The organism is Bradyrhizobium sp. AUGA SZCCT0176 (assembly GCF_018130145.1).
Lineage (GTDB): Bacteria > Pseudomonadota > Alphaproteobacteria > Rhizobiales > Xanthobacteraceae > Bradyrhizobium.
The window spans coordinates 13,243-36,033 of sequence record NZ_JAFCMB010000022.1 but is presented as its reverse complement, the minus strand read 5'-3'; the positions used below and the strand labels follow the sequence as shown (position 1 = coordinate 36,033).

The window sequence follows — 22,791 nt, the reverse complement described above, 5'->3', positions numbered from 1 at the left end:
CGGAGTGTTAAGGTTGCCCGGAGGCAACCCGCTAGATTACCAGCCCAGCCATTCGGCCTTGCGCGGCAAGTCGATGACCTTCACCTTGTCGAGCTTGATCGCGCCGTTCTTGACGAGATCGTTGAGCGGCGCGTCGGTCGCACCGGTGACCTTCATCCGGTAGAGATCGACCTTCAGCGTGCCGCGGTGATCCTTGTCGGTCCAGGTTGACGGATTGCAGACGCCGTCCATGCCGGCCGGCACCCAATCCTTCTTCTGGTAGAAGCCCTTCTTGACGTTCTCGCCGGTGGCGCCGCCGTTCTTGGCAGCCCATTCGACGGCTTCCTTCATGTAGAGCGCGGTGCAGACACCGGCGATGTAGTGGACCGGACGGTAGGCGGTCCCGCCCGCGTCGGACATTTTGGAGATGTCCATCACGGTTTTCATGCCGGGAGCGTTGCCGCCCCAGGCCACGGCGGTGCGCAGCGGAAACACCACGCCGTCGGCGGCGGCGCCGGCGGCCTTGGCGGCATTCTCGTCCATGCCCCAGACGTTGCCGAGGAACTGAACGTCGACGCCGGCAGCCTTACAGGCGTTCAGGACCGAGATGTTCGAACCTGCGGTGTTGCCGAGATAAGCGTAGTTGGCGCCGGAGCTCTTCAGGGTCAGGCACTGCGCGCTGTAGTCACCCGGCGTCAGCGCGAACACGATCGGCGGCAGCAGGTCGAAGCCGAGTTCAGCCGCGATGGCTTCACCCGCGGCCTTGGGCGCGTTCGGATAGGGATGGTTGGCGCCCATATGGACGAATTTCGGCTTGCCCGGCTTGCCCTTGGCCTTCCAGTCCTCGGCAGCCCAGGTCAACATGCCGCGAACGGCGTCCGAATAGCTCGGGCCATAGAAGAAATTATAGGGTGCGGGCTTGGCCTTGCCGCCGGCGCCGGTCGGGTCCGAAAGCGCTGCAGCGTAGGACGCCGAGATGTCGGGGATCTTGTCTTCGGCGAGGAAGCCGGTGAGGGCTTCGGTGTCGGCGGTGCCCCATCCGAGAATGGCTGCAACCTTGTCGGCGCCCGACCATTTCTTGTACTGGGCGATGGCGCGCGGCACCTGATAGCCGTAGTCGACGGTATCGACCTTGACCTGGGTGCCGTTGATGCCGCCGTTCTTGTTGATCCAGGCATAGGTGTCGGCGACGCCCTGTCCGAACGGCGTTCCGACGTCGGACGTGGCGCCCGAGTAATCGGCAAGATGGCCCAGCGAGATCGGGGCTTGCGCGCTGGCTGAAGTAACGCCGAGCAGGAGCGCAAGCGAAGCGGTGCTCAATAAAATCTTCATCGTCATTATATTTCCTCCGGGTCTTTTGTTGAGGTCTTTTGTCGTCGGTCCCGTTCCTTCCTCAATGCGAGAACGGGTAGAGTTTCCAGTAAGCCTTGATGCGCCGCCAGCGGTGCGCGAGCCCGTCCGGTTCAAAGACCAGAAAGATGATGATGATGATGCCGATGGCCATCTCGCGCAGGAAAGCGATGTTGTTTTTCAATCCCAGGAATTGGTCGATCGGGCTGTCGCGCAGCGCGACGCTGAGCCATTCCATCGATTCCGGCAGCAAGACCATGAAGGCCGTGCCCATCAGCGTGCCCATGACCGAGCCGATGCCGCCGATGATGATCATCGCGAGAAAAATGATCGAGCGGTCGATGCCAAAACCTTCGTTGGAGACCACCTGGTTGTAATGCGCATAGAGCGCGCCGCCGACGCCGGCAAAGAAGGCGGCGAGGCCGAACGACAGCGTGCGGTATTTGGTGAGGTTGATACCCATGATCTCGGCGGACAGATAGTGGTCACGCACCGCAACCAGCGCGCGGCCGTCTCGCGAACGGATCAAATTGGTCACCAGTAGATAGCAGACGATGACGTAAGCCAGCACGACGTAGAAATATTTCTTATCGCCGCGCAGCGAGTAGCCGAAGATCGAGAACGGCTCCGCGCTCGCAGGCACGCTGCCGCCGGTGAACCATTCGGCGCGCGCAAAGAAATCCAGCAGGATGTATTGTGCGGCCAGCGTTGCGATCGCGAGATAGAGTCCCTTCAGGCGCGCCGCGGGCAGCCCGAAGATCAGGCCGACCGCTGCCGTGACCACGCCTGCGAGCGGAATGCAGAAGAACACCGGGATGCCGAACCGGTTCGACAGATAGGCGGAAGTAAAAGCGCCGAACCCGAAGAAGGCGGCGTGGCCGATCGAGATCTGGCCGGTGAACCCGACCACGATGTTAAGGCCGAGGGCTGCGATGCCGAAGATGCCGATCTGGATCAGCAGGCTGAGGGTGTATTCATTGAGAACATGCGGCGCAAAGCAGATCAGGATGATGCCGACGATCATCGCGTTGCGGCTGGTCCTGGTTGGAAACACGGTGGTGTCCGCCGCATAGGTGGTGCGGAAGTCGCCGGCGGGGATCAGGGTCTGGGTTGCCATGATGGATTACACCCGCTCGATGTCTTTGGTGCCGAACAGGCCATAGGGCTTGATCATCAGGATGATGATCAGCGCATAGAACGGCGCGATTTCGTACAGATTGCCCCAGTGCAGATACTCGCTGTCGAGGAAGTGCGCGAAGTTCTCCAAGAGGCCGATGATGATGCCGCCGAGCACGGCGCCGCCGACGCTGTCGAGGCCACCGAGGATTGCCGCCGGAAACACCTTGACGCCATAGGCTGAAAGGCCTGCCGAGACGCCGTTGACGACCGCCACCACGACGCCGGCCACCGCTGAAACCGTCGCCGAGATCGCCCATGCCATTGCGAACACGCTCTTGACCGAGATGCCGAGCGACTGCGCCACCTGCTGGTTGAACGCGGTGGCGCGCATCGCGAGGCCGTATTTGGACAGGCGGAAGAACCATGCCATGCCCACCATCATCGCCAGCGAAACCGCAAGGCTCATCAAATAGACGGTCTGCACCTGCAGTCCGAGGATGTTGACGTTCTGGGTGGTAAAGACGCGCGGAAACGGCTGCAGATTGACGCCGAATATCCATTTCATCAGCGCGGAGAACACGGTGGACAGCGCAATTGTCACCATGATCACCGAGATGATGGGTTCACCGACCATCGGGCGCAGGATCACCACCTGGATGGCGATGCCGAACAGGAACATGAACACCAGCGTGATCGGCATGCCCAGATAGAACGGCACCTGGTATTTCGTCAGCAGCCACCAGCACACCCAGGCGCCGATCAGCAGCAATTCGCCTTGCGCGAAATTCACCACCTGAGTGGCCTTGTAGATCAGCACGAACGACATCGCGACCACGCCATAGAGCGTGCCGACCACGAGGCCGTTGACCAGGAGCTGGATCAGTAGCTGGGTGTTCATGCGAATTGACTCGTGAGAGGCGCGCTCTTCTTTCCCTCTCCCTTTGTGGGAGAGGCAAAGGCGGCCACGGGCCGCCGTTCTAAAAGAGGACGCCGATGCTTTGCATCGGCTACGGCGAAGCGAAGACGGGTGAGGGGTTGTCTCCGCATACGCATGTGTGGAGAGAGACCCCTCACCCTAATGAGTGTGTTTTGAGCGGCGGTGTAGCCTTCTCCCACAAGGGGAGAGAGCGCACCAACTGGCACCGCGATGTATTTGAGCTGGGTGTTCATTCCGCGGCCTCCGCGAGTGGCGCGTTGGTGCCGAGATCGACCACCCGCAACGTGGTGCGGATGCGCTGGGTGGTGCCGTCCTGGAAGCGGATCACGGTATCGACGGGAATGTCGCGTTTGCCGCCATAGATCGCGTCGATGATCCCGGCATATTTCTCGTTGATGACGCTGCGGCGAACTTTTCGGGTGCGGGTGAGCTCGCCGTCGTCGGCGTCCAGTTCCTTGTAGAGCAGCAGGAAGCGCGAGATGCGCTGCGCCGGCGGCAGCGTGGCGTTGACGGATTCTACCTCCTTGCGCACCAGTTCATACACTTCGGGGCGCGAGGAGAGGTCGGTGTAGGTCGTGAACGAGATGCGGTTCTTCTCCGCCCATTTCGAGATGATCGAGTAGCGGATGCAGATCATCGCGGCCAGCGCGTCGCGGCCGGCGCCGAGCACGACGGTCTCGGCGATGTAGGGCGAGAACTTCAGCTTGTTCTCCAGATATTGCGGCGAGAAGCGTTCGCCGCGCGAAGTCTCGGCGAGATCCTTGATGCGGTCGATGACCACGAGCTGCTGGTTGTCGTTGAAATAGCCGGCGTCGCCGGAATGCATCCAGCCGTCCTTCATGTCGGCGGCGGAGGCTTCCGGATTCTTGTAATAGCCGAGATACATGTTGGGGTGACGCACCACAATTTCGCCGACGCCGTTGATGTCGGGGTTGTCGACGCGGATTTCGATGTCGGATGCCATCGGCACGCCCGTCGTATCCGGATCGACCTTGCCGGCCGGATGCAGCGTGTAGGCCCCGAGTAATTCGGTCTGGCCGTAGAGCGTGCGCAGCGGCACGCCCATGGCCTGGAAGAATTTGAACGTATCTGGCCCGAGCGCCGCGCCGCCGGTGGCGGCCGAGCGCAGCCGCGTGAAACCGAGGCGGTCGCGCAAGGCGCGGAACAGCAGTTGGTCGGCGAGCAGGGACTGCTTGCCCTCGGCCAGCGCCGCCAGGCCCGCCTTCATGCCGAGGTCATAGAGCTTTTGCTTGAGCGGCGAGGAGTCCATCACGCCGGCGCGGACATCGGCGGCGATCGATTCCCAGACCCGCGGCGCGAACAGCACGAAGGTCGGTGCGATCTCTCGGAAATCGTGCATCATGGTCTCAGGCTCTTCGACGAAGTTGACCTTCATCCGGCAGAGCAGCCCTTTGCCGAGGGCGTAGACCTGCTCCATGATCCAGGGCAGCGGCAGCACCGAGACGTATTCGTCATCCGGCCCCTTCGGATCGAAGCTGAGATACGTCGCGCAATGGCGGAGCACGCGCCCGGCGGCCAACATGGCAAGCTTGGGATTGGCCGTGGTGCCTGACGTGGTGCAGAGGATCGCGACATCCTCGCCTTTTGTGGCGTCCACCAGGCGGTCATAGAGGCCGGCCTCGCGCGCGGCGCGGTCGCGCCCCATCGCCACTAACTTGTCCGCTTCCATCAGGCGCGGGTCGTCGTATTTCCGCATGCCGCGCGGATCGGAATAAACGATGTGCTTGAGGTTGGGCACGCGCTCGGCAAGCGCCAGCAGCTTGTCGACCTGTTCTTCGTCCTCGGCGAACACCAGTTTGGCTTCGCCATAGCTCAACAAATAGGCGGCTTCCTCATCGAGCACGTCGCGATAGAGGCCAAGGCTCATGCCGCCGATGGCGTGCGTGGCGATCTCGGCCGCCATCCAGTCCGGCCGGTTGTCGCCGATGATGCCGATGACGTCGCCGCGGCCGAGCCCGAGTTCGACCATGCCCAGCGCGAAATCATGCACCCGGGTCTGGTAGTCGTTCCAGGTGAAGACGCGCCACAGCCCGTGATCTTTTTCACGTAGCGCGATCTCGCCCCCGTGCTCCTTCGCGTTGAGGCGGAGTAGCTTCGGATAGGTGTCGGCCTTTGCGGCGCGTCCGGCGTAATCCATCATGCCGCGCTCTCCGCCGGCGTGTCGTCCGGATCGACCAGGGCTTCGTCCTCTTCACCGAGATAAGCGCGTTTGACGTGGGGATCGGCCAGCACCGCGGCCGGGTCGCCCTCGGCGATCTTGCGGCCGAAATCCAGCACCATGACGCGATGGGAGATATCCATCACTACGCCCATGTCATGTTCGATCATCATCACGGTCATGCCGAACTCTTCGTTGAGATCGACGATGTAGCGCGCCATGTCTTCCTTCTCTTCGAAGTTCATGCCGGCCATGGGTTCATCGAGCAAAATGAGTTGCGGCTCCAGCGCCATGGCGCGCGCCAGTTCGACGCGCTTGCGCAAGCCGTAGGGCAGGGTGCCGGCGGTCGCCTTGCGCACCGACTGAAGGTCGAGGAAGTCGATGATCTCTTCGACCTTGCGGCGGTGCTCGAGTTCCTCGCGCCGCGCGCCGGTCAGCCAGTACAGCGATCCCGTGATGAAGTTGTTCTTCAGCAAATGGTGCCGCCCGACCATGATGTTGTCGAGCACGCTCATATGGTGGAACAGCGCCAGATTCTGGAAGGTGCGGCCGATGCCGAGCGAGGGTCGCGCATTGGGATTGAGGCCGGTGATGTCCTTGCCGCGATAGAACAACTGACCCTCGGTCGGCTTGTAGCGGCCCGAAATGCAATTGACGATCGAGGTTTTCCCGGCGCCGTTCGGGCCGATGATCGAAAACAACTCGCCATCGTTCACGCCGAAACTGACTTCGGTCAGCGCGCGGACGCCACCAAAGCGCAGTGATACCCCGCGCACTTCCAACGTGTAAGCCACTCGTTCCTCCAGATACGGCGCTTAGGCAGCGCTCTTTATCTATCGTTCGCAATGGTCGTCGCGATCCTACATCGACGGGTACCGCCAAGCCATCCGACTAATGATGCCGCGCGCCGCGCGATGCCTTCGTCGTCCTGCTCGCCGGGATCACATGCGCGGTAACGCCGCACCCGCAATCTCCGTCGTTTCCCGTGCGCCACCAGCTTGTCCGGTTGGGCCGTAAGCCGGCTGGGCGCGAGGTGGCTCTCAATAATGGAAAGCGTTACGTTGAAATGTCATGTGCCTGACAATTGGCCAGCAAATTTCGACGGCGTAACGTGCTTGCGGTCCTCCACCGATCGCGCGGAACGGGTACCCGGGGCTGCTGTTGCAGTGCAATATGACGAAGACAGAGGTCGCAGGCGATAGTTGATGAGATCATGATTGCTCCGGATTCCCTGAAACGCATCGCATCCTGGTCACGCGAATTGAACGATCGCGAGATCGAGCTCGCGCGCGCCGGCATCGTCGAAAAATCCTACCGCGCCAATGAATTCATCTTCATGCGCGGCGACCCCTTCGAATACTGGACCGGCGTTGTCACGGGTCTCGCCCGGATGGGGATCGTATCCCGCGGCGGCAAGGCCGCCAGCTTTGCCGGCCTGACGGCGGGCGCCTGGTTCGGAGAAGGCTCCGTGCTCAAGAACGAGCCCCGGCGCTACGACGTGGTGGCGTTGCGCGACACGCGTCTGGCGATGATGAACCGTACGACCTTCATCTGGCTGTTCGAGAACAGCGTCGGATTCAATCGCTTCCTGGTCCGGCAACTCAACGAGCGTCTGGGGCAGTTCATCGGGCTGCTCGAATACGGCCGCACGCTGGACGCGACCGCGCGCCTGGCGCGGTCGATCGCTTCCTTGTTCAATCCCATTCTGTATCCCGACCTCACGCCGCATCTGGAGATCACGCAGGAGGAAATCGGGGCGCTGTCGGGCATCTCGCGGCAAAATGCCAACCAGTGCCTGAAGCGGCTGGAGAAGGAAGGCCTGCTCCGGCTCGAATATGGTGGGGTGACCATCATCGATCTCGATCGGTTACGCCGCTATGGCGAATGACGCCGGAAATCCGCGCACCGCGGGTCGTGTTTCTAACTGGAATAGGTTTACCGGCGGTCTGGCCCGCACTGGACGCCTAAAGGTCTGATTCCAAACGGTTTTAGGATTAGACTCCGCCGGGGCCGGATGCTATGGCCTGCGCCGCGTGGTTGAAGCCCCTTGCGCGTCCGGTTCGGCTGGGCGAATGGGGCTGCGAGGGGCTTTGCCGGCCCTGCGGACGTACCCGGAAGGGTTGGGTGTCCGGCGGCCGGGGAACTTACTGGCGTTCGCGCTGCCTTGAGGCGGCGCCGGGGTGTTGGAGAGAAAATGGCGGATCAAGATTCGAAGCCGCGCGTCGCGCTGATTACGGGCGTCACCGGCCAGGACGGTGCCTATCTGGCCGAGTATCTACTCGGTCTCGGTTACACCGTGCATGGCATCAAGCGCCGCTCGTCCTCGTTCAATACAGCGCGGGTCGACCATCTCTATCAGGATCCGCACGCCGGCAACGTGCCGTTCCTGATGCATTACGGCGATATGACCGACTCCACCAACCTGATCCGGCTGATGCAGCAGATCAGGCCAACGGAGATCTATAACCTCGCCGCGCAAAGCCATGTCGCCGTCAGCTTCGAGAGCCCGGAATATACCGCCAATGCCGACGGCATTGGCGTTCTGCGCTTGCTTGAGGCGATCCGGATCCTCGGCATGGAAAAGGAAACGCGGTTCTACCAGGCGTCGACTTCGGAACTCTACGGCCTGGTTCAGCAAGTGCCGCAGAAGGAAACTACGCCGTTCTATCCGCGCTCGCCCTACGCCGTTGCCAAGCTCTATGGCTACTGGATCACGGTGAACTACCGCGAGGCCTATGGCATGTTCGCTTGCAACGGCATCCTGTTCAATCATGAAAGCCCAATCCGTGGCGAAACATTCGTAACGCGCAAGATCACGCGCAGCGTGGCCCGGATCGAGGCCGGCCTCGAGGAAGTGGTGCATCTCGGAAATCTCGAGGCCAAGCGTGACTGGGGTCATGCGCGCGATTACGTCGAAGGCATGCACCGGATATTGCAGATCGATGAACCCGACGATTTCGTGCTTGCGACCGGAGAGACCCGCTCGGTGCGCGAATTCGTCGAACTGGCGTTCGCGGAAGTGGGTCGCACCATCGAATGGCGCGGCGCGGGGGTCGATGAGCAAGGCATCGACAAGAAGTCCGGCAAGATCGTCGTGCGCATCGATCCCATGTATTTCCGGCCGACCGAAGTCGATCTTCTGATCGGCGATGCCAGTAAGGCGCGGGAGAAACTCGGCTGGAAGCCGAAGACGCCGTTCGCCCAGTTGGTCAAGGAAATGGTCGCAGGCGATCTTGCGACCGCAAGACGAGAGGTTGCCAATGGCAAGAGTTCCGTTTGAGCTGAAGGGCAAGACGGTTTTCGTCGCCGGGCATCGCGGAATGGTCGGTGCGGCGCTGGTGCGCCGGCTCGCACAGGAAGACGTCGAACTGCTGACGATCGCACGCGCCGAAGTCGATCTGCGCGACCAGGCCGCGGTCAACAAATGGTTCGCCGCCAAGCGCCCGCAAGCAGTGTTTCTGGCGGCGGCAAAGGTTGGCGGCATCGTCGCCAACAACACGCTGCGGGCTGAATTCCTCTACGACAATCTGGTGATCGCGACCAACGTCATTCACGCGGCCCATGTCAACGCCACCGAAAAACTGATGTTCCTCGGCTCCTCCTGCATCTATCCCAAGCTGGCCCCGCAGCCGTTGCACGAAGATTCCATGCTGACGGGACTGCTGGAGCCGACCAACGAACCCTACGCGATTGCCAAGATCGCGGGGATCAAGATGGTCGAAGCCTATCGCAGCCAGTACGGCTCCGACTTCATCAACGTGATGCCGACCAATTTGTACGGCCGCGGCGACAATTATCATCCCGAATACAGCCACGTCGTCGCTGCCTTGATCCGGCGCTTCCACGAGGCGAAGGTTTCGGGTGCCAGGAACATCGTGGTCTGGGGCACCGGCACGCCGCGGCGGGAATTCCTCTATGTCGATGATCTTGCCGACGCCTGCATCCATTTGATGAAAACCTATTCCAGCGGCGACCTCGTCAACATCGGGCTCGGCGACGACATCACCATCGCCGAATTCGCCCGGCTCGTTGCCGCGACTGTCGGCTATGCCGGCGAGATCAGCTACGATACTTCGCGGCCGGATGGGACGCCGCGCAAATTGCTCGATAGCGGCCGGCTCGCCAAGCTCGGCTGGCGCGCCAGCACCACGCTCGAGGACGGCCTCAAGCTGGCTTATCAGGCCTTTCTGAACGAATCGCAGCAGGCGGCCGAGTAATGCTCAGAGCGCTTTCGCTACGGTAGCGCGCGGTGGGGCTTTGCCGAGGGCCGTCGCCATCGCCGATATCAATGGTCTCATGAAAAAAGCGTCATCGGCCGGATAGATGTCGGTGCGCAAGCCGTGGGCCGCGAGTTCGTTCGACACCGCCGGTCCGACCGAGGCGATTGGCGTTCGTTCAAGCCCATCGCGCAACCGATCCTCGCAGCCACGCGCCCGCGCGACCTCGATGAGGCGGCGAATCTGGCCCAGATTGGTCAACGCGATCGCATCGATGCGGCCGGCGGCCATCTCGTCGATGGCGGTGACGATGTTGGCGTCGGCGGCCTGCGCGTCATAGACATAGGGCAGCACGGTATCGACCTCGGCGCCCTGCGCCTTGATCGCGCCGACCAGGACGCTGTGATCCTTGTCCGGGTAGAGCTGCAGCCCGAGACGGCGGCCGCGCAGGTCGATGCGCGACAGCATCTCGGCGATGCCTTCGGATGTCGGCTTTTCCGTCGTCACCTGCGGCTCCAGCCCGATTTCGCGCAGCGCACGGCCCGGTTTGGGGCCGCGCGCGAATTTGCGGGCCTTGCCAAGTGCGGCCACGAATTCCGGTTCGAGGCCGATGTGGCGCACGACTTTCATCAGCCGGCGGAGACCTTCGCCGGTCATCAGCACCAGATCGTCGCAAGGCGCGGCAACGAACCGCCTGATCCAGGCCTCGATTGGCGCCGGATCGGGCGCGTCGTGAATGGTGAACATCGGACATTGCAGCACGTCCGCGCCTTGCTCGGTGAGCAGGCGGGAAAACTGCGCTTCCTCGCGCGTTTCCAGGATCAGGATACGGTAGCCGTTCAGTCTGTCAGCCATGGCCTCGCTCCAACGCCAATCGTCGTGCTTTGTTCATCATGACCCCGGTTTCCGGATTGGCGCAAGCCGGTTGGTGGTGATAGAGCAGGGCGCCAAATGAGCGTTCCACGTCTCTGCCAGAATTGTAATCAAGCCCGCGCCATGCCCGACCATCAGTTCGTCCTGACCCTGTCCTGCCCCGATCGCCCCGGCATCGTCTCCGCGGTGTCGACCTTTCTCGCCCATAACGGACAGAACATTCTGGACGCCCAGCAGTTCGACGATATCGAAACCAAAAAATTCTTCATGCGGGTGGTGTTCACCGCCGCGGACCTCGCGGTCGAACTGGCGGCGTTGCAGACCGGCTTTACCGCGATCGCCGACCGCTTCGGCATGGACTGGCAGATGCGCGATCGCGCCAGCCGCCGCCGGGTGATGTTGCTGGCTTCCAAATCGGATCATTGCCTGGTCGATATCCTCTATCGGTGGCGCACCGGCGAACTGGAGATGATTCCGACCGCGATCGTCTCCAATCATCCGCGTGAGACCTATGACAATCTCGATTTCGGCAAGATCCCGTTCCACTATCTGCCGGTCACCAGGGAGACCAAGCGCGAGCAGGAACAGGCGGTCCTGAAACTGGTGCAGGACAGCGGCACCGACCTCGTGGTGCTGGCGCGCTATATGCAGATTCTCTCGGACGAGATGTCAGAAGCGCTTTCGGGCCGCTGCATCAATATCCACCACTCGTTCCTGCCGGGCTTCAAAGGCGCTCGGCCCTATCACCAGGCGCATGAGCGCGGCGTCAAACTGATCGGCGCGACCGCACACTATGTGACGCGCGACCTCGATGAAGGCCCGATCATCGACCAGGACGTCGAGCGCATCAGCCACCGCGATACTCCGGAAGATCTCTCGCGCAAGGGCCGCGATATCGAGCGCCGCGTGCTGGCCCGCGCGATACGCCATCACCTCGAAGATCGTGTGATCCTCAACGGCCGGAAGACAGTGGTATTTGGCGACTGATGAGCGAGCTATCCGGCTAGAGCGTTTTCCAGCGAAGTGGACACCGGTTCGCGTCAAGAAAATGCGTCAAATCAAAAATCTAGAGCCCCGATTCCATCGGAACGGAAAAGGCTCTAGTCGACCCTAGTCGAAGGTCGGAAAGAAATTTCTTGGCTTCCATCCGAAGTCGCGTACCGCAGGCGTTGAATCGAAGGCCATATCCTTCATCATCCGGATGCCCATTGCGGCGTTAGCGCTTGGGAACAATGGCTTGGCGACGACAAATCCTGCTCGCCACAAGACTGGTGGTATTGAGAGTGTCCGTCGCGGCAACTTCATCCCGTCAAAAATTCGACCGATCATCTCGCGGTAGGTGAGGGTTTCGCCGCCGGGCAACGAGTATATCTTGTTTGCAGCGGCTTGACTGAATGCTGCGGAGACCGCTCCGATGGCCAAGTCCTCCGCATGCACAGGCTGCCGCAAACCCTGCGCTCCCCCGACGAGAGGCATAAAGCCAAATTTCCGAATAAGCCGCGATAGTGGCGTAATATTGCGATCCCGTCCTTCGGCATAGATGAGTGTCGGCCGCAATATGGTCCATTCAATGCCGGCCTGTGAGCAGATACTTTCGATGTTTCGCTCCGCTTCGGCTAGCCTGGTCAAGGTTGCTCGTTCGGAAGCAATCTCGCTATCAATTTTTGTAAGGACGCTTGTCGAGGTGAAGACAACAATTCGCTTCAGGGAAGGATTCAATAGATATGGCAGAGCGCTGGACAACAGCGCAGCACTCGCCGTGCAAAACAGGGTCGTAAATGGTGGAAATTTGAAAGCTTCAGGTTTTTCAAGGTCACCCAAAAACCAATCGATCCCCGTCCCATCTTGCGGTGCCCTTGACAAGGCAAGGGGTCGTTGACCGCTGCGGACCAGGCGTTCAACGATGTAGCCGCCGACAAGGCCGGTAGCTCCTATAACCAGACTCTTCGTCTCAGTTTTGTTGTGTTCAGCTGGTTCATCCAATCCTAGCAAATCATACCGCTCCCAGAATTCAAGCACCCGCGACCGGTCGATGGTCGAGAGTTATCTCCGTTGTTCCGCTCTTCAGCCGGTATAGACCGGTCACATTTCGCGGCATAGGGCGGAAGGAGCGATCCAGGCTTGAAATCACGTGCGCGATAGGAGTGTTATCGACAATGCAACTTAAGGGTGTTGAAAGGAGCGCTTCGTACAGCGGTGCGATGTGGTATAATGAGACCGTTGCCCCATTGCGCGTCGGTAGGTGTCCAAGGGCGCCCTGCGTCGCAGGTGCTTCACCATTGATGTCAGTGCGGTCGCGCTTGGCCTGACCCGCAATACTGGTAACCAGGAGCCTAAAAGCGATGCAAGCTGTTGAAAAACATAGCTGCTTCGGCTATCCGATGAAAATGGTTCGGCGGGGTGGGCAAGTTGATTTTGCGATACCCGTGTCGCACGGGATCGAGTAGTCCCGAATTGACTTCGAAAGCTCTTCGTGGCGAACCGCAAATTGGGTGATCAGTGATCAAATTTGGCTTGCTGGGGTGCGGACGTATCGCAAAGCGTCACGCTGATCTTCTTGGCGGCGGCCATATCGCTGGGGCCAAATTGGTTGCAGTCTGCGACGTCGTGCGCGAGCGGGCCGACACGATCGCCTCGCGGTTTGGCGTGCCGGCGTTCTACAGCATTGATGAATTTCTGAACCACAAGGACATGCAGGCGGTTTCGGTGTTGACGCCCAGCGGGATGCATCCGGCTCACGCCATTGCCGCGGCCAAGGCCGGCAAGCATGTCATCGTCGAAAAGCCGATGGCGCTCCGGCTCGAAGACGCCGATGTCATGATGAACGCCTGCGATGCTGCTGCCGTCAAGCTTTTCGTCGTGAAGCAGAACCGGTTCAATGTCCCCGTGATCAAGGCGCGCGAAGCGCTCGAGGCCGGTCGCTTCGGACGGTTGATCCTGGGAACCGTAAGGGTGCGCTGGTGTCGTGATCAGGCCTATTATGATCAGGATAAATGGCGTGGAACCTGGGCCTATGATGGAGGCGTTCTGGCCAACCAGGCAAGTCACCATGTTGATATGCTCGAGTGGTTCTTCGGCGACGTGGTCAGCGTACACGCCCGGGCAGCAACCGCGCTGGTGAACATCGAAGCCGAAGACACTGCAGTGGCGACGCTCAAGTTCAAGAACGGTGCGCTCGGAATCATCGAGGCGACAACGGCAGTCAGGCCAACGGATCTCGAAGGCTCGTTGTCAATACTCGGTGAAGGGGGAGCAGTTGAGATTGCCGGGTTTGCCGTGAACAAGATCCGGCACTGGCAGTTCTCAAAGGAGCTTGATTCAGACAGAGAGGTTGTCGAAAGGTTCTCGGTTAATCCGCCAAACGTCTATGGTTTCGGCCACCAGGCCTATTACGAACATGTCGTCAAATGCCTCAACGATCAGGGTCCCGCGCTTGTCGATGGCCTTCAGGGTCGAAAGAGCCTTGAATTGATATCTGCGTTGTATGAATCCATTGAGACCGGCAAGGAAGTCTCTTTAAAGTTTGCTCCGCAATTATGCCGTCTCGGCGAACTGCCATGAACGAGCCCGAAATCCGACAGGTGGGCATGCGTGACGTGGTATTCGGTGCTCGTGTCATCATCGTCGAGCCGTGCAATCTTTACGGTTGCGAAATTGGCGACGATTGCTTTATTGGCCCCTTCACCGAAATCCAGAAATCAGTACGGATTGGATCGCGAACGCGCGTTCAGTCCCATGCGTTTGTTTGCGAGCTTGTCACGATCGGCGACGATTGCTTCATTGGTCATGGGGTGATGTTCATCAACGACACGTTTTCGACGGGTGGCCCGGCGCGAGGCCGCAAAGAGTTGTGGCGCCACACGAAAATCGGAAATCACGTATCGATCGGGTCGGGGGCGTCAATTCTTCCGGTTGAGATCTGCGACAATGTTGTGATCGGGGCCGGCGCGGTCGTTACCAAGGACATTACGTTGCCCGGAAGCTACGCCGGAAATCCGGCGCGTCTAATTCGGCGCCATTGACAGCTACTGGTTCGAAATGAGGCTCCATCCCATGGCCGTGCCCTACGCCGACCTCCATCTGCAATATGAAAGCATCAAGTCGGAAATCGATGCCGCGATCGCCGCCGTCATTCGTGACAGCTCCTTCATACGTGGTCCATACGTCGACAATTTCGAAACTGCGTTTGCGGCCGCCGTCGGCGCCCCCCATTGCGTGTCTTGCGCGAACGGAACGGACGCTCTTTACGTCGCGATGCGGGCTTTGGGAGTTTCGCCCGGCGATGAGGTGATTACGACCGCGTGGTCCTGGATCAGCACATCGGCCACGATTACGCATGCCGGCGCGAACGTCGTCTTTTGTGACACTGACGCCGGCACCTACACGATCGATCCGGCCGCGATCGAAAATGCCATTACGCCGCGGACGGTGGGAATCATTCCGGTCCATCTCTACGGTCAGCCGGCCGACATGGACGCGATCATGCAGATCGCGCGTCGACACAAACTGTGGGTGATCGAAGACTGCGCTCAGGCTCATCTGGCCGAATACCGAGACCAGCAAGTCGGCACGTTCGGGGACGCTGCGACCTATTCGTTCTATCCCGGGAAAAATCTCGGAGCGATGGGAGACGCTGGCGCAATTGTTACCGGTCGCGCGGATCTTGCCGAACGAATGGCAATGTTGGCGCGACACGGTGGCCTTGTCAAACATCAGCATCGTATCGAGGGCATCAACAGTCGTCTCGACGGCATGCAGGCCGCTATCCTTTCGGCAAAGTTGCCACATCTCACGCGGTGGACGCAGGCTCGGCAGGCGGCGGCAACGGTTTATGATGCCGGCCTCAATCAGATCGAAGACGTTGTTGTTCCTCAGGTGGCTCCGGACCGCACCCATGTGTATCATCTTTATACCATCCAGCATCCGGAACGCGACAAGCTCGCCGCCCACCTGAGCGCAAACAACGTGCAAACCGCCGTCAACTACCCGGTGGCTCTTCCGTTTCTGGAGGCCTATGGACGATTGGAGCATCGTCCAGAGCAGTTTCCGAATGCGCATCGGGCTCAAAGCCGGATTTTGTCATTGCCGATGTTTGCGGAAATCACGGCGCCGCAACAGAAGACCGTGGTCGATCTCATTCGCGCCTTCGGTTAGTCGTGCTGCGCAGTGCAGGCGATATCGATTATGAAATGGCTGCGCAATTCTCATGAAAAGCGGCTCCCGACTGCTGGCAAATTCGACCTGGAATGCCATGGCATTCCTCGTCAGCGTCGGGCTGAACTTGCTGATCTTGCCGTTTGTCGTCGGTAAATTGGGCGTTGCATCCTTCGGGATGGCGGGGCTTGTCGTCGCCACCATTGCGCCTGCGCTCATTTTCAGTGGCTCTCTCGCCATGATGTCGACGCGCGAATTTGCCCGAACGCTCGCCACGGCAGCGCGCCATGAGACCCGACAGTTTTTTGCAACGGCTCTGTTTCTCAGCCTGGCGGTAGGAATTCCACTTGTGGGCCTTTTTTGGCTCGTCGGCCCGGCCTTTGCGCAGCGCGTTTTTCATCTGGGCGGTGACCTGGCGGGCGATCTTTTCGCTGCGTTCGCTTTCGGTGCCGTGGGGTGGCTTTTCCAGTGCATCGCCGGCGTGTGCCTGGCGCTGTTCACGGCCCATCAGGATTACGCGCGGCTGGCTCTGGTGAGCGTCGCAGGCAGCGTGGCGTCGACACTTTCAATGCTTCTATTGATCCCGCACTGGCCGCAGGCGTCGACTTTCGTGGCCTGTCAAATGATCGGTTTTGCAGTCAATCTCCTGCTGTCGATGCTGCTGGCGCGGCTGCTATGCCCAGATGTGGTGGCGTTTCCAGCGCTGCATTCCAGATCACTGCTAACTCTCCTGCACATCGGCAAATGGCAGGCGCTGGCGCAGGGCGGTGGATTGGTCGCCGGACAGGCGGAACGCTATTTGCTCGGCATGTTTCTTCAGCCGCAAAACGTCGGATACTATTCGATCGCGCTGCGCGCGGAGGAAGCAATTTACATTGGTGTTCTCAAGATCGGCGAGATTCTGTTTCCATTTTTCAGTGCATTGCAGGGCGAGAGCGACGAGCGCGTCGGCGACCTGTTTTTTCGTGCATCATGGATACTGAACGTGCTGGCCGTAACCGCGCTCGGAGCTCTTATTCCTGTGGCGGGTAATGTGCTGTACCTATGGACCGGCCCGGAAGTTGCGGCCGAAGGCCAGCGCGTGCTGATCGTGCTGGCCTTGGCAGGCATCCTTGGCAGCGGTACCAACGTTTTCACGTTCTATCTCCTGGCGAAGGGCAGGACGGGCGCAAACGCCGCGATATCGCTGGTCACTGCGCTATTCACCCTCGGAACTAGTGCGATGGCGCTTCCCTATTTTGGATGGCCGGCGGCGGGTTGGAGTGCATGTGCCGGCGCACTGGCCCAGATGGTTTTCATGACGCTGCTGCTGCGGCGAAGTTTCGCCTTGCCGGACATCGGGTTGCGGGTTTTGCATTTTGTCCTGATGCCGATTGGAGTAGGGGTCGTCGGTGCAATCCTGTTGCGAGTCTGGATTACGAACTATGGGATAGATCAAGGTGCCGCTTTGTGGGAGGTTGCCGGCTATTACGTTCTTTCGGCCGCGGCGATCCTGATGGCGGTCATTGCCGTTTCCAGCATCGGCCCCTATGGAGCAATTTGCCGGCGGGATCTGTATCGCATCGTAACACGGTTTCTTCCCGCCCGGAGTTTCTGATTCATGTGCGGTATTGCTGGTATCGTCGATCTGCGCGGCGAAGCTGTCGCTCCATCTGCCATCGAGAAAATTACCGGCCTGATCGCTCACCGCGGTCCCGACGGTGCTGGATTTTGGTTCAGCGATGACGAGCGGATCGCGCTCGGACATCGGCGTTTAGCGATTATTGACCCCGGCGCCCGTGGCGATCAGCCGATGCATTCGGGAGATGGCCGTTTTGTCATCGTCTACAATGGCGAGGTCTACAATTTCCTAGAATTGCGGGCAGAGTTGCAAGCCGCGGGCGTCCCGTTCCGCACCGAGTCCGATACGGAAGTTATCCTCGCTGCCTGGCAGGCGTGGGGACCGGACATGCTCCTGCGCTTCAACGGAATGTGGGCCCTGGCGATCGCGGACAAGGTATCCGGCGACGTTTTTCTCGCCCGCGACCGGTTCGGCATCAAACCATTGCTTTACTCGATTTCGGACGGCCGCCTGGTGTTTGCGTCGGAAATGCGCGCCATTGTTCGATCCGGATTGGTGCCTACCGACATTGATGCAGATGCTGCGCGCCGGATCATGGTCGATGCCTTTGGCATTGAAGGAAGCGAGCGGACCCTGCACCGGGAAATCAAGCGGTTGCAGGGAGGGCACCATCTTTGGATAAGGGGCGGCCGTACCAGCGTTGCGCGTTGGTGGCGTACGCTGGATCATCTGCCCCAGTTACCTTCCACCGAGGCTGAGCGGGTCGAACGTTTCGGCCAGATTTTTCGAGATGCCGTGGCTTTGCGCATGCGCAGTGACGTGCCGATTGGCACTTGCCTGTCCGGTGGATTCGATTCCTCTGCCATCATTTGTACGATGTCCGAAGCCGAGAAGAAGGGGATGGGGCCGCGCGGCAATCATGCGTGGCGGCACGCCTTTGTCGCGTCGTTTCCGGGATCTCCCAACGACGAGCGGCCACAGGCCGAGGAAGCCGCGGCCTGGGCCGGTGTTGAGCCCACGATACTGCAAATCGGTGATGACGACGCCTTGCGGGATTTCGATCGCGTGCTCGAAGACATGGACGAGGTCTACATTGGCCTGCCAACGGCCGTCTGGTTGATCTATCGGGAACTGCGTCGCCAAAAAGTGCTTGTTTCGCTCGATGGCCATGGTGCTGATGAATTGATGGGGGGCTATCTGCAGGCGGGTGGTACAGCGGCGTTTTGGATGCGTAACGTTCTTTCTGGAATCATGGAGCGCTGGCCGTTTTTGGCAAACGCGGTGGATTTCGCGCGCGCGGCGCTGCTCAAGCGACGAGGCCATTTTTTTCTGCGGGGCGGGCTTTCCTCGCTTCCACGGAGGTTCGCGGTGGTTGGTGATGAGGACCGTTTGCCGACCGAGTGGGGTTCGTTCAATCGCAGGCTCTATCGTATGCTCCATGGAACCGTTCTGCCGACAATCCTGCGCAACTTCGATCGCCTGTCGATGGCGCACGGGATAGAAGTGCGGATGCCTTTTCTGGATTGGCGGCTGGTGACCTATGCGGTTGCCCTTCCGGAAGAGGCCAAGTACGCCGACGGATACTCGAAGTTGATTGCGCGTCGAGCCATGGCCGGCTGCATGCCGGAATCAATCCGGACCGCAAAGCGAAAAATCGGCTTCAATTCGCCGATGCCGGAATGGTTGAACGGTCCGCTTTCTTCCTGGACTGCATCCCTGCTGGCAAAGAAGGTTGAGGCCTTCACGGAACTGGTCGATGAGCCGGCGTTCGAGAAAGCAGTTTTGAAACTGAATCGTGACAGGTCGTGGGATTGGGAGTCGGCGGGACGGATCTGGCCTTATCTCCATATGAAGTGGGTACTGGATCGCCTGCCGTGATGGCGTCTTGAAAGAGAAGATTATTTCTAATCCCTTCACTCCCGCTCGCTGCTTCCTGGTTGTGAAGTTCCATCGACTCCCCGGCGCTCGATGCAGCGCCGACAGTGGCCGAGGTAACCATGCTCGTGGCAAGCTATGTGTTGACAGCCTTGGCGATATGCGGTGCCTTAGTCTATCTGTGCGCCAGGCTGCGGCTCTTTCTGACCGCGACCACGATGTTGCTGGCCTCATTGCTTCTTATTTATGGACCGGCATATCTCAGCTTCCTGCTGTCATCGGGCGAAAAGGCGATGCTGATCGCTCGATTGTCCGGCTCGGAGGGGGGCAAATCGGTCATGTACAGCATGATTCAGTCAGCCTCATCCGATTTCGGCGCAATCATCGTTGCGATGAATATCTCGATTGCTTTGATGTTCGTCGGCGTCGTTGCCGGGGTCGAAATTGTTGACCGCCTGATTCCAGGGCGGGCTGCGTCTTTAAAAATCGCATTAGCCGACTGGAATTCACAAGCCCTGAGAGACAGCGTCGGCGGGACTCCGGTGTTGCTGGTGATCGCAGTCTGTTTGACTTTGTTCCTGGCTTGGATCTCTTTCAGCGAGGGCCACCTTGGGACCATTGGATCGTTTTTGTCCATTACCGGAGACGAGGCAGCAAGGGCTGCGTTCCGTCTGAACAACGGGGGGAGCCCAAACTATTTTTATCGCATTGCGTTAGGTGCAGTGGCCCCGATGTTGGTCGTATGGGGACTGCTGTCGGGCTGGGTCAACCGCTCATGGGGTCTGCTATTGGTGGCGGGCTTGCTTCTTGTTGCGGTCTTGATCGGAAAATCCGAGACCCTGAGCAAGGCGCCTCCTGCGTTTTTCCTTGTTCAGTTGATCGTGGCCGGCCTGCTTGTGTTTCGCAACAAGCTGACCTGGCGGAGCGCCCTTGTCGTCCTTTCTGCAATCATTCTGATCCTGTACGTCGTCGTCAGGCTCACGATATCCGTCTACGACAATTTCGGCGCTTTGGGATTTCTGTATTACCGGATATTTGAAGTGCCAAGCGAGTCGGCTCTCGAGACGTTCGGCGCTTTTCCGTCCAAGTATCCTCACACCTGGGGCGCGAATATCAGGCCGCTGGCAGCGATGATGGGACTTGACTACGTCCCTGCGTTTACGATCATTTCGCAGCTTTGGCACAATACCAAAGACGCCACCAGCAACGCGCTCTTCATTGCCGATGCCTGGGTCGATTTTTCGTATGGCGGTGTGATCGTATTCAGCGCGCTGGCGAGCGCTGCCTGTCGGCTGATTGACTTGATCTATCTGGTAAAGGGTAAAACCGCGGTCGGTATTGCGATGATGGCTGCGGCCTTCGGTGGAGTTCTCACGCTGCTCGTGAGCGCACTCAACACCGCATTTCTATCGGGAGGATTGTTGCTTGCGCCGCTCGTCGCGGGGGGCATTGTCGGAATAATAAAAATTATGAATAGGAACTCGAGGCTGGATGCGAAACCGGCAGGAATTGGCACGTAAGTCTACTTGGCCAACACCATCAGCGACCAGCCTCCCAAAATACGGGCGGCAAGATCCGGCGAGACTTTTGATAACAGCGCGCGCGGTAGCTTCATCAGGTTGGTGCGTAACCTGCTGCTGTCAAGTTCAACTGCTCGCGCGGTGAAATCGGTGTCGATTATCTCGTAGCCGCAGTACCTGATCGTCTCGATCGCAGTTTCCTTGGTGAAATAGTGCAGGTGCCCCACGCGTCGCCGTGCGTCCAGCAGCGTATCGCTCCGCGCCACCGCAAAGACCGATAGATCGAGCGGGATGTGAAAAACCTTGTAATCCGCGTAGCTGCGGATCGATTTGATGAATCCGATATAGTCGTCGACATGCTCGAACACATCAATGCACAGCAGGGCGTCGAAGTGGACGTTTTCGTCCAGCATGTTGGTGTTGACATAGTGTACGCCGGGACGTTCGCGCTTTCGCGCCAGCTCGAAGGCTTGCCCGGACATCTCATAGCCGACGAAAGTGCTTTCGGGCAGGAGCGCCTTGAGCTGCACCAAGATCTCGCCCGCGCCGCAGCCGATTTCTGCAATCCGGGAAGGATTGAGATTGTTTCTGCGCAGGGTGCTGCATATCTTGCCGGCCTTCCAGGCTGAATCCTCGGCATGCCAGGTGGGATTGTGCGCAAGATACTCCGCGTTGGAATAGATCGACTCTGTTTCGAGCTGGTGGCCCACGGTATTCTTGCTGCTCATGCGCTATTCCGGTCTCGTATACCCGCCGCCTGAAGCGAAAACTGGCCTATTTCGCAGCAGCACATGGGGGTGTCAACTGCGGTCGCACCAATGGTCGGTTGCTGTATGTGAGCTATAGGCGCGTTGAGTGTTGTTATTCGTGTGCAGTTTGCTATCTGAGGGCATCCTTTCGTGGACCCCCTTGAATGCGGTTATTTCAGAATAGCGCTCTTTACCCATCTTACCTGCAGCATTTTGATGGTCTTGCGGCCGGGGCTGTTAGCTTCGACGATCGGCTGCGCGTATTCATGGACGACAGGTTCGGTGTATTGCATTTCCTCCAGCCGGTCATCGATCGGTCGCCCGATGCATTTTTTACCAATGCCAATGACAAGACGCTGCAGACGTACTGGGCGCGCGAGCACGGAATGGCATCGGCGAGCGCGTCGGAGGACATTCTTCTGGCGCAGATCGAACATCACCGCGCTGACGTGTTCTACAATCTGGATCCGATCCGCTACAGCAGCAGCTTTGTTCGCAAGCTGCCCGGATGTGTAAGGAAAGCCGTATGCTGGCGCGCTGCGCCGTCGGGTGGCGTCGATCTGTCGGCCTATGATGCTGTTGTCAGTAATTTCCCCTCTATTCTTGATGACTGGCGACGGAAAGGCTGCAGTGTTGCGCCGTTTTTTCCGGCGATTGATCCGCTGATGGATCAATATGGTCGCGGCGATCGACCTATCGACGTGTTGTTCGTTGGCGGTTACTCCCGACACCATTCGCGTCGTGCGGGCATTTTGGAGCGGGTCGCTGCACTCGCCGAGAGACGGAACGTGGTGTTCTGCCTTGACGCATCGCGTCTGACGCAGCTCGCCGAAACCGCTCTCGGGTTTTTGCCGCCCCTGAAGAAGCATCGCCGTCCTCGCGCCATATCGAAAATTGCCAGACCACCGGTCTTTGGACGGCAGCTCTATGATCTCATCGGGCGATCCAAGATCGTGCTCAACGGGGCGATCGATATGGCGGGAGCGGATCGCGGCAATATGAGATGCTTCGAGGCCATGGGGTGCGGTGCCTTGCTGGTGTCAGATGACGGCCGGTACCCAGAGGCGATGGAACCTGGCGTCACAATCGCGACCTATGGCTCGCCCGAGGAAGCGCTTACCCTCATCGAGGAGCGGCTGGCGGACGGGGATGAATCGTCGAGGATTGCCTCGCTCGGTCGCGAAAGGGTCACCGCCGCCTACAGTAAGCCGTTGCAATGGAAGAGCTTTGTTGATCTCGTCGGGCAGTTATGATCGTGCTAATTACTCCCGGCCAATA

The 22,791-nt window shown here is 59.6% G+C and carries 19 protein-coding genes; 11 read left to right on the top strand and 8 right to left on the bottom strand.

The window, feature by feature from the left end; all coding sequences use genetic code 11:
* Window positions 1-36: 36 nt before the first annotated feature.
* From JQ600_RS31230 to JQ600_RS31210, 5 genes are all read right to left on the bottom strand, one after another.
* Window positions 37-1,317 (bottom strand): ABC transporter substrate-binding protein, encoded by a 1,281-nt coding sequence (locus JQ600_RS31230; RefSeq protein ID WP_212390930.1) that lies wholly within the window; start codon window positions 1,315-1,317, stop codon window positions 37-39.
* Window positions 1,318-1,372: 55 nt separating this feature from the next.
* Window positions 1,373-2,446 carry a branched-chain amino acid ABC transporter permease gene (locus JQ600_RS31225; protein WP_212210107.1) on the bottom strand — a complete coding sequence of 358 codons (1,074 nt, stop codon included), beginning with the start codon at window positions 2,444-2,446 and terminating at the stop codon, window positions 1,373-1,375.
* 6 nt (window positions 2,447-2,452) lie between these two features.
* On the bottom strand, window positions 2,453-3,346 hold the full coding sequence (locus tag JQ600_RS31220; protein WP_212263968.1) for a branched-chain amino acid ABC transporter permease: 894 nt from the start codon (window positions 3,344-3,346) through the stop codon (window positions 2,453-2,455).
* A gap of 268 nt (window positions 3,347-3,614) precedes the next feature.
* Window positions 3,615-5,546 (bottom strand): long-chain fatty acid--CoA ligase, encoded by a 1,932-nt coding sequence (locus JQ600_RS31215; RefSeq protein ID WP_212263969.1) that lies wholly within the window; start codon window positions 5,544-5,546, stop codon window positions 3,615-3,617.
* Window positions 5,543-6,358: an ABC transporter ATP-binding protein gene (locus tag JQ600_RS31210; protein ID WP_212263970.1), complete on the bottom strand. Its 816-nt coding sequence runs from the start codon at window positions 6,356-6,358 to the stop codon at window positions 5,543-5,545. The genes JQ600_RS31215 and JQ600_RS31210 overlap by 4 nt, the downstream gene beginning before the upstream one ends.
* Window positions 6,359-6,777: 419 nt before the next feature.
* Here JQ600_RS31210 and JQ600_RS31205 point away from each other — a divergent pair, with 419 nt between their 5' ends.
* From JQ600_RS31205 to JQ600_RS31195, 3 genes are all read left to right on the top strand, one after another.
* Entirely contained in the window at window positions 6,778-7,452 is a 675-nt protein-coding gene (locus JQ600_RS31205) for a Crp/Fnr family transcriptional regulator (RefSeq protein WP_212263971.1), read from the top strand.
* Between the two features lie 306 nt (window positions 7,453-7,758).
* The gene (gene gmd / locus JQ600_RS31200; RefSeq protein ID WP_212263972.1) at window positions 7,759-8,844 is read left to right on the top strand and encodes a GDP-mannose 4,6-dehydratase; all 1,086 of its coding nucleotides are present in this window, start codon (window positions 7,759-7,761) and stop codon (window positions 8,842-8,844) included.
* Entirely contained in the window at window positions 8,825-9,781 is a 957-nt protein-coding gene (locus tag JQ600_RS31195; protein WP_283814750.1) for a GDP-L-fucose synthase, read from the top strand. The genes gmd and JQ600_RS31195 overlap by 20 nt, the downstream gene beginning before the upstream one ends.
* A 3-nt stretch (window positions 9,782-9,784) precedes the next feature.
* Here the strand turns inward: JQ600_RS31195 and JQ600_RS31190 are convergent, their stop codons facing one another.
* Entirely contained in the window at window positions 9,785-10,636 is an 852-nt protein-coding gene (locus tag JQ600_RS31190) for a uroporphyrinogen-III synthase (protein ID WP_212390929.1), read from the bottom strand.
* A 141-nt stretch (window positions 10,637-10,777) separates the two neighbouring features.
* Between JQ600_RS31190 and purU the strand changes: the two genes are divergently transcribed.
* Window positions 10,778-11,641 carry a formyltetrahydrofolate deformylase gene (purU, locus tag JQ600_RS31185; protein ID WP_212390928.1) on the top strand — a complete coding sequence of 288 codons (864 nt, stop codon included), beginning with the start codon at window positions 10,778-10,780 and terminating at the stop codon, window positions 11,639-11,641.
* Window positions 11,642-11,764: 123 nt separating this feature from the next.
* Here the strand turns inward: purU and JQ600_RS31180 are convergent, their stop codons facing one another.
* A complete protein-coding gene (locus JQ600_RS31180) occupies window positions 11,765-12,673 on the bottom strand; it encodes an epimerase (RefSeq protein WP_312011086.1) in 909 nt (302 codons plus the stop codon).
* 480 nt (window positions 12,674-13,153) lie between these two features.
* Here JQ600_RS31180 and JQ600_RS31175 point away from each other — a divergent pair, with 480 nt between their 5' ends.
* The 6 genes from JQ600_RS31175 to JQ600_RS31150 all read left to right on the top strand — a co-directional run bounded on the left by JQ600_RS31175 (window position 13,154) and on the right by JQ600_RS31150 (window position 20,764).
* Complete coding sequence (locus JQ600_RS31175) at window positions 13,154-14,215, top strand: Gfo/Idh/MocA family protein (protein WP_212263975.1); 1,062 nt, start codon at window positions 13,154-13,156, stop codon at window positions 14,213-14,215.
* Window positions 14,212-14,676, top strand: a complete 465-nt coding sequence (locus JQ600_RS31170; RefSeq protein WP_212263976.1) for an acyltransferase — start codon at window positions 14,212-14,214, stop codon at window positions 14,674-14,676. The genes JQ600_RS31175 and JQ600_RS31170 overlap by 4 nt, the downstream gene beginning before the upstream one ends.
* 31 nt (window positions 14,677-14,707) lie before the next feature.
* Window positions 14,708-15,808: a DegT/DnrJ/EryC1/StrS aminotransferase family protein gene (locus JQ600_RS31165; protein WP_212390927.1), complete on the top strand. Its 1,101-nt coding sequence runs from the start codon at window positions 14,708-14,710 to the stop codon at window positions 15,806-15,808.
* Window positions 15,809-15,860: 52 nt separating this feature from the next.
* The gene (locus JQ600_RS31160; protein ID WP_212390926.1) at window positions 15,861-17,405 is read left to right on the top strand and encodes a lipopolysaccharide biosynthesis protein; all 1,545 of its coding nucleotides are present in this window, start codon (window positions 15,861-15,863) and stop codon (window positions 17,403-17,405) included.
* A gap of 3 nt (window positions 17,406-17,408) precedes the next feature.
* Window positions 17,409-19,247, top strand: a complete 1,839-nt coding sequence (gene asnB, locus JQ600_RS31155) for an asparagine synthase (glutamine-hydrolyzing) (protein WP_212390925.1) — start codon at window positions 17,409-17,411, stop codon at window positions 19,245-19,247.
* 119 nt (window positions 19,248-19,366) lie between these two features.
* Window positions 19,367-20,764, top strand: a complete 1,398-nt coding sequence (locus JQ600_RS31150) for a hypothetical protein (RefSeq protein WP_212390924.1) — start codon at window positions 19,367-19,369, stop codon at window positions 20,762-20,764.
* Window positions 20,765-20,766: 2 nt separating this feature from the next.
* Here JQ600_RS31150 and JQ600_RS31145 read toward each other — a convergent pair whose 3' ends face one another.
* Window positions 20,767-21,492 carry a bifunctional 2-polyprenyl-6-hydroxyphenol methylase/3-demethylubiquinol 3-O-methyltransferase UbiG gene (locus JQ600_RS31145; protein WP_212390923.1) on the bottom strand — a complete coding sequence of 242 codons (726 nt, stop codon included), beginning with the start codon at window positions 21,490-21,492 and terminating at the stop codon, window positions 20,767-20,769.
* 185 nt (window positions 21,493-21,677) lie between these two features.
* On the opposite strand from JQ600_RS31145, the gene JQ600_RS31140 reads away from it, so the two are divergent.
* Window positions 21,678-22,766 (top strand): glycosyltransferase, encoded by a 1,089-nt coding sequence (locus JQ600_RS31140; RefSeq protein ID WP_212390922.1) that lies wholly within the window; start codon window positions 21,678-21,680, stop codon window positions 22,764-22,766.
* The last annotated feature ends 25 nt before the right edge of the window (window positions 22,767-22,791 follow it).

Bases quoted from the DNA above. Each gene is read 5' to 3' on its own strand.
- JQ600_RS31230 (WP_212390930.1), bottom strand. From the start codon at position 1,317: ATGACGATGAAGATTTTATTGAGCACCGCTTCGCTTGCGCTCCTGCTC.
- JQ600_RS31225 (WP_212210107.1), bottom strand. From the start codon at position 2,446: ATGGCAACCCAGACCCTGATCCCCGCCGGCGACTTCCGCACCACCTAT.
- JQ600_RS31220 (WP_212263968.1), bottom strand. From the start codon at position 3,346: ATGAACACCCAGCTACTGATCCAGCTCCTGGTCAACGGCCTCGTGGTC.
- JQ600_RS31215 (WP_212263969.1), bottom strand. From the start codon at position 5,546: ATGATGGATTACGCCGGACGCGCCGCAAAGGCCGACACCTATCCGAAG.
- JQ600_RS31205 (WP_212263971.1), top strand. From the start codon at position 6,778: ATGATTGCTCCGGATTCCCTGAAACGCATCGCATCCTGGTCACGCGAA.
- gmd (WP_212263972.1), top strand. From the start codon at position 7,759: ATGGCGGATCAAGATTCGAAGCCGCGCGTCGCGCTGATTACGGGCGTC.
- JQ600_RS31195 (WP_283814750.1), top strand. From the start codon at position 8,825: ATGGCAAGAGTTCCGTTTGAGCTGAAGGGCAAGACGGTTTTCGTCGCC.
- JQ600_RS31190 (WP_212390929.1), bottom strand. From the start codon at position 10,636: ATGGCTGACAGACTGAACGGCTACCGTATCCTGATCCTGGAAACGCGC.
- purU (WP_212390928.1), top strand. From the start codon at position 10,778: ATGCCCGACCATCAGTTCGTCCTGACCCTGTCCTGCCCCGATCGCCCC.
- JQ600_RS31170 (WP_212263976.1), top strand. From the start codon at position 14,212: ATGAACGAGCCCGAAATCCGACAGGTGGGCATGCGTGACGTGGTATTC.
- JQ600_RS31165 (WP_212390927.1), top strand. From the start codon at position 14,708: ATGGCCGTGCCCTACGCCGACCTCCATCTGCAATATGAAAGCATCAAG.
- JQ600_RS31160 (WP_212390926.1), top strand. From the start codon at position 15,861: ATGAAAAGCGGCTCCCGACTGCTGGCAAATTCGACCTGGAATGCCATG.
- asnB (WP_212390925.1), top strand. From the start codon at position 17,409: ATGTGCGGTATTGCTGGTATCGTCGATCTGCGCGGCGAAGCTGTCGCT.
- JQ600_RS31150 (WP_212390924.1), top strand. From the start codon at position 19,367: ATGCTCGTGGCAAGCTATGTGTTGACAGCCTTGGCGATATGCGGTGCC.
- JQ600_RS31145 (WP_212390923.1), bottom strand. From the start codon at position 21,492: ATGAGCAGCAAGAATACCGTGGGCCACCAGCTCGAAACAGAGTCGATC.
- JQ600_RS31140 (WP_212390922.1), top strand. From the start codon at position 21,678: ATGCGGTTATTTCAGAATAGCGCTCTTTACCCATCTTACCTGCAGCAT.